This window comes from Lysobacter enzymogenes (assembly GCF_900106525.1).
Classification (GTDB): domain Bacteria; phylum Pseudomonadota; class Gammaproteobacteria; order Xanthomonadales; family Xanthomonadaceae; genus Lysobacter; species Lysobacter enzymogenes.
Genome location: NZ_FNOG01000004.1, coordinates 278,110 through 289,544 on the forward strand (window position 1 = coordinate 278,110; position 11,435 = coordinate 289,544).

11 protein-coding genes are annotated in these 11,435 nt (G+C 59.6%); 2 read left to right on the forward strand and 9 right to left on the reverse strand.

Translation table 11 applies throughout. From position 1 onward, the window contains the following. Positions 1–92: 92 nt before the first annotated feature. Positions 93–896, forward strand: coding sequence for a hypothetical protein (locus BLU84_RS12115; protein ID WP_139174954.1), 804 nt, complete (start codon positions 93–95; stop codon positions 894–896). 204 nt (positions 897–1,100) lie between these two features. Further along, positions 1,101–1,793, forward strand: a complete 693-nt coding sequence (locus tag BLU84_RS26430; protein WP_139174955.1) for a hypothetical protein — start codon at positions 1,101–1,103, stop codon at positions 1,791–1,793. A gap of 44 nt (positions 1,794–1,837) precedes the next feature. Here the strand turns inward: BLU84_RS26430 and BLU84_RS26435 are convergent, their stop codons facing one another. The 9 genes from BLU84_RS26435 to BLU84_RS12160 form a co-directional block, all read right to left on the reverse strand. After that, positions 1,838–2,503 (reverse strand): hypothetical protein, encoded by a 666-nt coding sequence (locus BLU84_RS26435; protein WP_139174956.1) that lies wholly within the window; start codon positions 2,501–2,503, stop codon positions 1,838–1,840. Positions 2,504–2,665: 162 nt separating this feature from the next. After that, positions 2,666–2,899: a DUF2188 domain-containing protein gene (locus tag BLU84_RS12130; RefSeq protein ID WP_074867152.1), complete on the reverse strand. Its 234-nt coding sequence runs from the start codon at positions 2,897–2,899 to the stop codon at positions 2,666–2,668. A gap of 557 nt (positions 2,900–3,456) precedes the next feature. Beyond that, positions 3,457–3,924 (reverse strand): hypothetical protein, encoded by a 468-nt coding sequence (locus BLU84_RS12135; RefSeq protein WP_074867154.1) that lies wholly within the window; start codon positions 3,922–3,924, stop codon positions 3,457–3,459. Positions 3,925–4,133: 209 nt separating this feature from the next. Then, on the reverse strand, positions 4,134–4,364 hold the full coding sequence (locus BLU84_RS28615; RefSeq protein WP_425479364.1) for an XAC0095 family protein: 231 nt from the start codon (positions 4,362–4,364) through the stop codon (positions 4,134–4,136). Between the two features lie 130 nt (positions 4,365–4,494). After that, entirely contained in the window at positions 4,495–5,328 is an 834-nt protein-coding gene (locus BLU84_RS12140; protein WP_074867155.1) for a DUF4435 domain-containing protein, read from the reverse strand. A gap of 95 nt (positions 5,329–5,423) precedes the next feature. Continuing rightward, a complete protein-coding gene (locus BLU84_RS12145; protein WP_074867157.1) occupies positions 5,424–6,884 on the reverse strand; it encodes an AAA family ATPase in 1,461 nt (486 codons plus the stop codon). Between the two features lie 41 nt (positions 6,885–6,925). Further along, entirely contained in the window at positions 6,926–8,350 is a 1,425-nt protein-coding gene (locus BLU84_RS12150; RefSeq protein WP_139174957.1) for a hypothetical protein, read from the reverse strand. Between the two features lie 228 nt (positions 8,351–8,578). Further along, complete coding sequence (locus BLU84_RS12155; protein WP_074867161.1) at positions 8,579–10,609, reverse strand: hypothetical protein; 2,031 nt, start codon at positions 10,607–10,609, stop codon at positions 8,579–8,581. Positions 10,610–10,868: 259 nt separating this feature from the next. Then, a complete protein-coding gene (locus tag BLU84_RS12160; protein ID WP_074867162.1) occupies positions 10,869–11,426 on the reverse strand; it encodes a DUF3228 family protein in 558 nt (185 codons plus the stop codon). Positions 11,427–11,435 lie beyond the last annotated feature (9 nt).

The following is an 11,435-nucleotide window of genomic DNA, read 5'->3' on the forward strand; positions in this document are numbered from 1 at the left end:
CGGCCGCATTCGCGAATCCAAGTCGATTTCGACGCGACTGCATAAGCACACGCAACCGTTCACATGGAGAAAGTGAAATGTGGCGAAATCTAATGCTCTCCGCCGTCATCGGTGGCTTGGTCGCAACTACCCCAGCGCAAGCGCAACTCAAAGACCCGCCCCCCGAGGTCAGGCGCCAACAGGTACAAACGGATCAACAAGAGCGCCTGCAAGCTCTGACCCGGCGCGGACGCCTCGACGCTTATCGCCAATTAGTCGATGCCAACAAAGCAGCAGCCTCCACCGCCGGCACCTCGCGCGATGCAGCCATCGACCTGGCGGCCCTGGGACTCACGGCGTCCGAGGTGAACGCGTTACGCCGCAACAACACGGACCTGTTCGACATAGCCCACCGGTTCTTCGAAGGAACCACGACCACCCCGTCCGAACAGATGCTTCTGGCCGATACCGTCGTCATCGCCAGGGCCACGCAGGTGCAGACCGGCAAAGCCCGAGTCGACGGCTTCCTATCGGAAATTCCCTTCACGGTGGTGAAACCCCTCAAAGGAACGCGAGCCGCCGGCGATGTGATCCTTGTTCCGCGAAACTCCGGACCGCTGGGAAACGGCAGCGAAGAGGTCGACTTCTCCGACATACGGTTTACGCCCGACAAAACCTATCTGCTGGTGCTCTCGAAGAACTGGTACGAGCAGTACGTAGCCTTGCGGAAAAAACAGCCGGAGAGCCATTTCACCGCGCTGCCGTATCTGGCCTATGAGGTGTCCACCACGGGCGCCCTGCTCCCCGGCCCCAGGCCGGCGTTGTCGGGCATCGCGCCGAAAGACCTCAAGTCGATCGAGGCTGAGTTGAACGCATCCAGGGACGCGCCCCGGACAAAAATCCCTCGGAAAATCTAAGCAGCTATCACTCGCAACTCACACCGCTCCTGTAGCCGGGACGACGCAACCCACACCGGCCCCCTGTAGGAGCGGCGCAAGCCGCGACCACGCCACCCCAGTCACGCCGCAAGACCGATCCGCGTAAAAGCAAGACTAGTCCGATTGACCATTCCCGCATGGGCGCCGATGCTCGCTCTCGAAGGCGAACCAAGGAAGGGCAACATGCGCATTCCATCGTGGATGATCGTAGTCGCGGCAACCCTGGCATTGGCCGCATGCCGACAAAGCAACCCGGGCATTGAATCCTCTGGGCAACTGCGGCTGATGTCGCAGCGCCCAGCGTCGATCCCGATCAGCGACTTGGCAGCGGTGGCCGAATTGTTCGCCAGCCCGAAGGGACGGGATTGGGCCGAATACGATCGGCTATCGAACGTCGCGTGGATCGATCCGATACCGCAACGGCGCGAAGGGCGCTATTCCCGACAAGGAAAGGTCTTACTGCTGGGGTTCTCCGAAAGGGATATCCCCAACGGCAAGCCTGGAATGGAGTACGCGGCCGTCAAGCGCAACGAAGGCGAGTCCCTTCTTACGGCCGGCGGCACGGCCACGACAGTCCAGTCGATTTCTATCAGCAAGCCGTTTTACTCCGACGACTATGCCGGCGTCCTCAAGCGGCAGTTCGCACCGGATGCAGAAATTTCGACCATCGCTCAACACTGCGCGGCCAATGAATCCGCGGAAGGTGCCGCAATGGGCGCCTTCTATGCGATCCGGCTGGCGAGCAGCAACGACATTTATGTGCAAGCCAGACAAGAAGATGGCGGCAAGTACACGGCCGGGTTCACCGTGTTCGAGCTGACGCCCACCCGCCCCACTCGGGCTATCGAAGCGCTGAATTGCAAACCACTGCCATAGTGCGGGGTATCCCTCGCGCGGCGTGGGATACGCCACGCATTGCGCTAAGCAGATCGATTACGCCGGCTCGGTTTCGGGTTCCGCTTTGATGAGAGGGTCGGCTTGGCGTCGGGACCGCCATGTTTCCAGCGGAAGCCTTTCGTCCAACGCGGTACCGTTTCATGGGCATCCTCCAGCCGCCCCGCTTTCAGCAATGCTCGCGCCGCGAAAAATCCAGCCTCCAGCGCCAATATCCACAAAGCGCACCCAAAAAACGTTTTGCCACTAAGAACAGCCAGCCACGCGAAGCCGAACATCGCGAGAGCGGCGACCATGTAAACGGCGATCAACCCCCTTCGCTCCCAAACCCTTACTCGCGCGGAGTAATGCCGTTCACTGCGCCAGCGCAGTTCGCCAGTGGTCTCATCCATATCCAAAAACGGCCATGCATAGGCCAAATCTCCCAGAGCCCGTGCCCCCTGCGGATGGCTGAGAAAGCGGCGAATGAGCGCCGGCGGCAGGACACTGCCGAACAGATGGCGTACCGCCACTTGGAGCCACAGATCGTCGGCCTTATCCGACTTCGCCCAAAGATCGAGGAAGTCCTTTCGATCCTGACTGCGGGAACGGCTGAGTCCGAAGACCCCCTTCACCAGCATGAAACCCGCCGCAACGATGGCAAGCGGCACTATCCATTGCCCGCCGCCTTCCTTCAGTAGTTCGCTCCACACGCGCATCGTCCTTTGTGATGATTGTTTCGATCTCCGAGCGGCCACCGGGAAGCTGGTATCCCTCTGCGCGCAATCCAAACTCACTGCGCCTAGTCGCTCGCCGTCAACACGCAACGGAACAGACAAACGAGGGCGCCGTAGCGCCCTCGTATCAATCGGGAACTAGTGCTTCTCATCCTTGGGCGGATGCGGATCGTTCCCATAGCTGTCGCTGTCCTGGATCTTCCCATCCTTCCCATGGATGACGAGTTCCACCTCATCCTTGCGAGCCAGATCGCGCCCCGCCGCCTCGGCATCGACTTTGCGCTCGTGCACGGAACTGGCCCGCTCGGCGCCTTCGCGCTTGACGGCCCAGCCTTCGGGGTGGGGGACGACGTGAACGTCTTTCTTCGACATGGTCCTTTGTCCTGTTGAGCTTGCGCGCCAGTCGCGCGAGCCGACGCTAGCACCGGCGATGCGGTCTGCCTGGGCGTTTGTGCAATCCGTGTGCCTGGGCGTGCCGCGTCTTTACGGAAACGAGACGAGGCTCGGATCGAGGCCATGCCCGTTGGAGCGAAAAGCTCGTGCAGCCGAGCAAGTAGCTCGGCCCACGAGGCTTTTAGCCGCTGGCACCGAGCGGATTTCTCGGCCGATCAAGCGAAATGCCCGGCGGTTGAAGCTCTGAGCCTGGGCGACCGAGCCCGGAGCGGCATCGATGAGGCTCGTTGCTCGGACGGCCGAGCCCGCCGCTGCATCGGCCGAGCAAAACGCTCGGACGCCCGAGCTTCGCGCTCCATCGGCCGAGCGTTTTGCTCGGCCGATGGCGCTTGGCGCAACAAACCGCGCCCCCTGCCCCGCACCGCCGCACCCGCCCGGCCGGTTCACCGGCGCCAGCCACCTGCGGGGCAAAAAAATGCCGCCCGAAGGCGGCATAGACATTCGATACCCCGGGCGGGCGCGCCCATCGCGGCGCCTCACGCCGGCGGCGCAGCGGGCTCCCGGCGGGTGCGCGCCCAACGCGCCGACATCTCCTTGCGCAGCCCGTCCAGGCCCTGGTTCTTGCCGGCCACCTTGAGCAGCCCGTAGGCCTCCAGCGAGAACGCCATGATGTCGGCGCCCAGCGCCAACTCCGTATCGTCGCCGCGCTCGGCCAAACGCTGCAGGCGGTCGAGCAGCGGGCTCAGGCGGTCGAGCGTGCGCAGGTCCAACAGCGCGCCGGCCAAATCCACGCTGGGCGGGACCACCTGCGGGTTCTGCTCCAACACCCGCACCGCCTGCCGGCAGAACGTCTCGGACTTGGGGCCCATCTTGGCCAGGCGGCGGCGATCGTCCGGCGACAGCGACACCAGGCCGGACAGCACTGTCTCCAACTGGGACAAGGCCGCGTGTGCAGTAGCGAGCTGCTCGTCGCTGACTTCGAGGGTAATCAGGTTCTGACTCATCACGACACTCCATTTCGATTGGGACGCACGTCGGATCGACGGCGAACAGGATCGTCGCGGAGGCCGCGCGCGATGGGGAGTCGGTGAGCGCCGCATTGCGGGGTCGGAGATTTCTTGGGTGAAAAAGTGTGCACAACGCAACCGCTACTCAATCCGCTTGCGCAATAGACATACTAGCAATTTCGATTTAATTCCAACTACAAACCTCCTTAGGGCATCGACCGAATAGCAACGACAACCACATCCAAATCATCTGCGAATCGATCGAAGCACTGCGCCAACGCCTCGGCGGATAAATATACAACATCAGCGCCTGCCTCTCCCTGAGGCTCAGTCAGCTGAGCGAGGAGCCGCAACTGATCACGGACACGAACTAGCTCTTTGAGTCGCCCGTCTATGAGGGCCCCAAAACATACAGAATCATGGCATTTCACGCGCATTAGGAACCCTCCTGGACGAGCCCAGAGGATATCAGCGCATCAGATAAATTCAAAAATAGAATAAAACCTTATTCGAACTGAGATACCACGAAAATAAAAATAAGCAGAAAATCAGCGGCCGTAGGCAACACTAACTACAGTTCGCTCTGCACTCCCGGTCTGAAGCCAATACAAATTCCGCCAATCCAGCGGGAAGAGGGGCTCTGGCCGCGAGACTACGATAATCCAAGCTAGCAGGCGTGAATGCCATATCAGTCACCTGCTCATGATGCAGCGTGGGCCGAGCAGAACGGACATCATTATAAACAAGATGAACCCAAACCTTAAAAAAATGATACAAAAACTTCCCCCTAATCCACTCACGAGAATTGATCGAACTGAAAAAATCCCGCGCCTCCTCAATTGCCTCAGCCGGAACTGGATTTTCAGTTCTCACCAACCTCTCCAGACGCTCAGCATCTCGCACAACAGCAGTATCCAGCGAAATATTAATAGACGAAACTGCCGCATCCCATATATTAACCCCCCCAACCGCCCGCCCCACAGCCCCATGCAATACAAAGCTCGCAGGAAGCACACAAGCCACAAAATCATTCATAGCAGCCAGATACTTATCTATCACCCCAGCTCTAGCACTTGGATCAGCGGAAAAATAAATATCCGCCTTCAACAGCGAATCAAGCACATCAGGATGCACTAAAAAATTTTCAAAAGAATAAGCAGGGGAAATATATATATCGCTATCAGAATGCGCCCCCCGCAAACCATCGTAATCATGATCAACAATAAAGTATGTACAAGTGCGCAATCCCGTTCGGTCTCGGAGGAGCATCTCCCTAAACTCTAGAGCACTACCCTTACCCCTAGCCACTAATGGCTCCCATTTCAGATCAGGGGAAACTCGCCGCAACCAAATATCATAAACAACAAGATCATCCTTCCCTTCAACAACAAACACAAGCATGCATCTATCGAGCCCCCGCAATCGAGCAAGGGCCGTTTTTAGCACTGCGGGCTTATCCCTCTGAGAACGCAAATATTCACTAGTTATTCGAGTCATCAGAATAACCCCTGCGGAACCTTCGTTACCTCCAACGCCCCCGCATACGGATCCAGTTCATTATCAAAAACGAAAGGAGAATGCGTAATCGCTAACAATTGACATACAGAACCGGAACGCATCATGTCCGGGAGAATTCGCCTCTGCCAATCAATTGACAACGACAGCTCGGGCTCGTCAACCAAAACCAGCTTCTGTCTCTCATACAAATACAACTTGGCCAGTATCGAAACAATCTGCTTCTCACCAGACGAAAGCTGACTGAGGGGAATTGATTTTCGTGTCCAGGAGTTAATGACAGCCACTCGCATTAAATTTTGATCATAGGTAAATACTTTCTCCTCATTCGAATCGCTTAAATAACTATTGCATGCATCAACAAAGCGCTGAAGCATTGCCTCAGTCTCCTTTGTCTTTTCTATCACACCTCCGAGTCGGCTTAGAAAATATCTAAGCAACCGCTGATCCTCCGCAGAAATATCCCCAGAAACGTAAAGAGCAGCTATTGCCGATATTCTTTTCTCATTCTGAACATCAGAAACAGAAGAAACTCTATGACTCTCCACGCCCAACTTAGAATCTCGCGAAATTCGCGACAAAAAACGCCTCAGAGATTCAAGATCGGGCAATTCCGCTATGGATGCCGACTCGAACTTAATCTTTCCGGAAAGCGCGTCATCAATGATAGTAGCGCTCGCATTTCTGTACTCCAAATTGGAAATTCTTTCCACATCATCTGAGAGCTGAGCCAGACGAAGCTCTACATCTTCTAATCCAAAATTAATCCCTCCCGCATCTAGAGGCACGCTCTTTCTAGATGCAGCTACATGCCTTGAGCTAGTCGTGGCATACCCCTTTCGCATCCTTGTTCGAGGGCTTAAGAGCGGATTCTCAATTCTCCTATAAGTTGGCAGATACAATATGTCAGCATCCCCCAAGGCCGCCGCCACGGAGTCAGAAATCGCACTAAGCTCAACAGTATTATTAAAAGACAACCCTGCCACAATACTGTCAAGGGCCGCATATATATCGCCATAATCCATGGGCGTTGCAGAGTACAATTGCCTAAAAATATTACTACTGCGAACCGCTTGCGACTCCCTGCCTAACATATAATCATTATGTATGAAATCGTAAAGATCCTCTTCTGAGATCCCAGACTCTCCCGCCAACCTAGTCAATCTCTCGTGTGCATCACCTTTAACGCCCCCAATTGACTCTTTTCGAAGCAAAACAGGTTCAGTCAAAGTGCAGAACTCGCACTCAATTGATAAAAAATCCAACGATTGCAGCCTATAAAACCGTCGCCGCAAGAATGCATGAAGAGCATTCAGTACGGTTGTCTTTCCTGATCCATTACCAGCAATCAATATAAGCAAATTGTCATGGAAATTTATTTCGACATCCTTATACCCATACAAGCCATTTATCTTGAACCTACGAATTATTGGCCCAGTCATAGTCAATCCTCAACTTATAGCACGGCACATTAATAATCCCCTTAACGAGGCCATTTCTCAGCGACGGTCAGAATTCCGCGGGAAAAAAGCCCAAACTCTTTTTCTAGCCGTTGCATTTCCACTTCTTGAAAATCACTGCACAAACGATTTTTTAGAAACTCGACCGCATCGATCGCCGCACTTAATAACCGGCCACTACCATAATCACTGAGATATATCCCCGTTTGCACATCTAACCCGCGTACTGTCGGCCCTAATTCCACTCGCAGCATCTCAAATTCAAACTCGGCTTTCGCTTCTTCATCGAGAGCACGCAATGCCTGATCCAAATCAAGCTCGAAGTTAGTAATAGCCCAGTTCGCCTCCGACATCCGAGCTCCTGTCTTACATTGCCCCTGCACCACTTCCCCCCGCCTTAAATCCCGCAGCACCTGCTCAGCCACCCCACGCCAAGCCCCGGGATCTCGCTGCCCTCGCTCGTCCTCGACCATATCGAACGTCTCATAGACGTTGATCCCATGCTCAGGCGGCAACAAATGCCGGTTATTCCCAACCCCGTTGGTATAAACCGGACACCCTTGGTGCACCGACTCCAACACATAGAACCCAAACGGCTCCGGGAACCGGTTATAGGCCAACCCAAACCGACACCCGCGCATCAGCCGGAACAACGCCGCTTGGCTCAGGTGCGGCACGCGCACGAAGTAATCGGCGCAGCTGCGCCCGGCCGGGGCCAGCATCGCGTCCAGGCCGCGACGGACGTCTTCGGTCAGCGAGTGCTCGGAGACGAACAGGCGTATCGGCGGCAGCGGCGCGGTGCGCAGTTCGTTGAGCCAGTAGAGGATGCTCAGCGTCGCCAGCCAGTCTTGTTTGCCCGGTTGCAGGGCGTGGCCCCAGACGGTGGCGCCGCTGTCGAGTTCGCGCAGCAGCGCGGGCGGCAGGTCGGCGCCGTGGGCGAAGCCGGGGTGGCCGTCGGGGTATTCGACGCTGGGCAGCGGCAGGCGGATGGACTTCGTGCGCATCAGGCCGCGCGGGTTGAGCACGCGGCGTTGGCGCCAGTTGGGGAAGGCGAACAGCGATCGCAGCACGTCGGCGAGGTACGGCGAGTTGGCGAGGTGCAGGTCGACGGCGGGGTTGGCGATCCAGGCGCCGGCGCCGTAGGCCAGGCCGTGGTAGAGCACGGCGTTGTGGCGCGCCCAGCCGCGCGCGGGCGAGCGCGCGGCGGTGCCGGTGGCGTCGAACAGGGCGATGTGCGGGGGCGCGTCGGCGTCGAAGCGGGTCAGTTGGCCGGCCAGGCCGTAGGGCAGCATGGCCTCTTCGCCCAGGTCGTTGCGCGGCGGTTCGAACGATCGCACGTCCCAGCCGTTGCGGGTCAGGATCGGGCCGATGGCGTGGTTGACGTAGCCGACGGAGTGGAACGGGGGGCCGCCGCTTTGCGACAACATCAGTGCGATGGTATTCGACATTCCTTGCCTGCCCCGCCGAGGTGTGAGGCGCGACGGGATGCAGGGGTGTGCCCATCGACCCCGCCGGTCGCGACTGCGAATCCGTGCTGTGCGAGTCTTACATGCCCTGGCCTGCGCCGTCATCCGCCTTTGGCGCGGGACGTGACGGACGATCCGCGCGGATCCGGCGGCAAGGCCGCGCCGGCGGCGTTGCCGGCGCATCTTTTCTTCGCCGCGAAGCCTCGCGGCTCACGCGCTGTCTGTCTGCGCTTCGTCGGCCTCCGCCTGCGCCGCGATCGCTTGCATCCATTCGCTCCGGAACGCCTCGAACTTTTCCATCGCCGCTTTCATCTCGGCTTGGGTCATCGAGGTGCGTTGGAAGTACCAGCACACCGCCATCCATTCGGGCGATAGCCACGCGGGGGCGTGCGAGCTCTCGAGCTGGTCGGCCATCAGATGCATCTGGAACGGATACAGCAGCGCGAACACCAGGTCCAGCGCGGTCGGCGTCGCCCCCTGCCACAAACGCAGTTCGACCAGATAGTCGCCGCCGACGCCCGCACGCAGCCCGGCCGAGCCGGTGAAAAACCGCGACAGCGCCGACTCGTCGGCGAACAGCACGCCGTCCCGCGCGCCCGTGGTGGCGTAGGGCAAGGCGTTGAGGATGCAGGGAACGATGGTCTTGCCGATGCCTTCGGGGAGGTGCTGTTCCAGGATCTGCGGGTAGCGCTCCAAGGCATCGGCCAGGCGTTTGACCTGTTTGATGTTTTCGCGGCATTCCTTTTCGAAGTAGTACGCGGCCACCGGGTGGTTGGACGACAGTGTGTGGTTCTTGCACTCGAACACGAACAGGAAGTCGCCCCAGGCCAGCAGCGCGTCGTACTGGTATTGCTGGTCGTCGAGCTTGACCGTCGGCGCGCCGGCCTTCAGGCCCAGGCGCTGGAACAGGTCGAGAATGCGGCGCTCGAAAGCCTCGCCCTTGCCTTCGACCTGCGCCGTTTCGTGTTCGTCCAGCCGTGCTTTGGAGGCGATGGCCGACAGCACCACCTGCGAGATCAGCGAGGTCGCCAGTGCATAGGCCACGACGATCAGGTCGCCGCCCGTGGTGGCGATCAGCGGTTGGTCGAAGAGATCGCGGCTGGAGCGGTGCAGCGTGACATGCGACAGGAAGGTTTCGGCCTTGTCTTCGCTCAGGCCGCAGGCGGTCAGTTCGGCCAGCAGATCGGCCCGGGCGTAGCGCAGCCAGAACGCGTTTTCCTGCGCGCCGGCCGAGTCGTTCTGCACGCGCCGCCGGATCGCGGCATAGCCGCGGATCCATTCGATCATGCGCAAGCCGGAGAACACCTGCTCGGAGGTGGTCGCGTCGATCGACAGCAGATGCGCCATCGATTCCACTGCCAGCGCTTCGTCAATGGACAGATACGTCTCGGGCGGCAGGTGGTGATCGCCGGAATTCTTGAGGGTGCGCTTGGACAGTCCCCGCGCCATGATGCGCAGATCGTTGCTGATCCGGTCCATCAGGCGTTCGTTGGCGCAGATATCGGGAAACTCGCGCTCGCCGTCGAGTTCCAGGACGTGGCCGTAGCGGCTCACGCCGGGTTCGCCGTACCGTTCGCCCACCAGATGCCGCACTTCCGCTTCGCTCAACGGCCGCAGCCGGGCGCCCCGGAACCGTACTTTCTGTTGTGCGCCGTCCCAGTTGCGCCATGAGTTGGCGTAGAGGCCGTAGCCGTTCATGCGCTGGACGTCGGCCTCTTCGATGGCCGGGCAATCCGGGACCCGCACGTGGCCTTGCGCGTCGAACCACTTGCCGCGGTAGGCCTCCATCATCACGGTGTTCTTGACCAGATCCAGCAAGGCGCCCAGGGCCACGTCGGGATCGAGCCGGCGGCCGTCGGGCGCCTGGATCATCGGGTTGGCGACGCCTTCGCCGCTGACGATGGCCTTTTCCATCTGCGCGTTCAAATAGCGCGATTCGCGGCTCGCCAGTTCCAGCATGCTCGCGACCCGCGTAGCCCCGCTCATCGGCTTCCAGGGGCCGGTGTCGATCTCTTTGAGGATTCCGGCGAAACCGGCTTCGACCAGGGCGAGGTCGGCGGTGTGGGCCTCCAGCGCCGAGGCGTGGTCGCCCTGCCCCGCTGCGCGCAGGTAGGCGGCCAGCTGCGACAGCAGCTCATCGCGGGCGGCGAGTCCTTTGCCGCCGTGCTTGAACAGCATCGACTCGTTGATGCGCACCAGCTCGACCAGCTTCTCGCCGTCGAATGTCGCAATCGCATCCATGTGCGCTTTCAAGCTCGCCCATGAAGTGTCCTTCAAGGCCGCCTTGACTGTGTCTTGGCTCAGCATCGTCTCCCCCCGAGACGTTGTCCCTTCACTGGGACGTCAGTTCGATCCGATGGCGGCCGGTCTTTGCGTCCGGCGCGCCGTCATGGTCGAACGTGAAAAATCTTCCGTTCCGGCCACGGCACTACAAGGCCGAACTACAGGACGAAAGGCCGAGGCAATGCGCTTCGGCCCCACGCCTGACATCGAGCAACGACTATCCCCGCCAGTTGGCGTGCGCGCTCCAGAACTCCACGCTGCGCTTGTAAGCCTCGCGATCCAACGCCACCCCCGACCCGCCCTCCTCCACGCCCAGCGCATTGCGCATCATCGTGATCGGCGCCATCGGCGTTTCCATCGGTTCGGCGGTGTACATGCAGCCGACCACGCCCCAGTCGGCGTCGATGACCGTGCCTTCTTTCGCCAGTTGTTCGCGGTCGTAGAGGATGACGATGAGGTAGTCGGCCACCGGCGGGTCGATGTCTTCGAACCAGCGCGTCAGCACCGGCAGTTCGTCCTTGGTGCGGGCGTCGTAGCCGCTGCGCAGCAAGTGGCGGTTGGCGTCGGTGATCGGCACGGCCAGGCAGCGGGTGCTGGTCCAGTTGCGGTGCACGTGCAGCTTGCAGAACGGGGCGTAGCCGTCGAGCACGGCCAGTGGCGGCACTTCGTTGAGGTGGCGCTCGAACTGCTCGGGGGTGATGTCCTGGATGGTGTTGCGGCGCGGTTCGCGCGGGAACAGGCGCGGGCGGGCGAAGTCGGTGAGGAAGATGGTCATGCGGCCATT

Coding starts and splice junctions, on each gene's coding strand:
- BLU84_RS12160 (WP_074867162.1), bottom strand. CDS start 11,426: ATGACCATCTTCCTCACCGACTTCGCCCGCCCGCGCCTGTTCCCGCGC.
- BLU84_RS12145 (WP_074867157.1), bottom strand. CDS start 6,884: ATGACTGGGCCAATAATTCGTAGGTTCAAGATAAATGGCTTGTATGGG.
- BLU84_RS12150 (WP_139174957.1), bottom strand. CDS start 8,350: ATGTCGAATACCATCGCACTGATGTTGTCGCAAAGCGGCGGCCCCCCG.
- BLU84_RS26430 (WP_139174955.1), top strand. CDS start 1,101: ATGCGCATTCCATCGTGGATGATCGTAGTCGCGGCAACCCTGGCATTG.
- BLU84_RS12130 (WP_074867152.1), bottom strand. CDS start 2,899: ATGTCGAAGAAAGACGTTCACGTCGTCCCCCACCCCGAAGGCTGGGCC.
- BLU84_RS12140 (WP_074867155.1), bottom strand. CDS start 5,328: ATGCTTGTGTTTGTTGTTGAAGGGAAGGATGATCTTGTTGTTTATGAT.
- BLU84_RS12115 (WP_139174954.1), top strand. CDS start 93: ATGCTCTCCGCCGTCATCGGTGGCTTGGTCGCAACTACCCCAGCGCAA.
- BLU84_RS12135 (WP_074867154.1), bottom strand. CDS start 3,924: ATGAGTCAGAACCTGATTACCCTCGAAGTCAGCGACGAGCAGCTCGCT.
- BLU84_RS12155 (WP_074867161.1), bottom strand. CDS start 10,609: ATGGATGCGATTGCGACATTCGACGGCGAGAAGCTGGTCGAGCTGGTG.
- BLU84_RS28615 (WP_425479364.1), bottom strand. CDS start 4,364: ATGCGCGTGAAATGCCATGATTCTGTATGTTTTGGGGCCCTCATAGAC.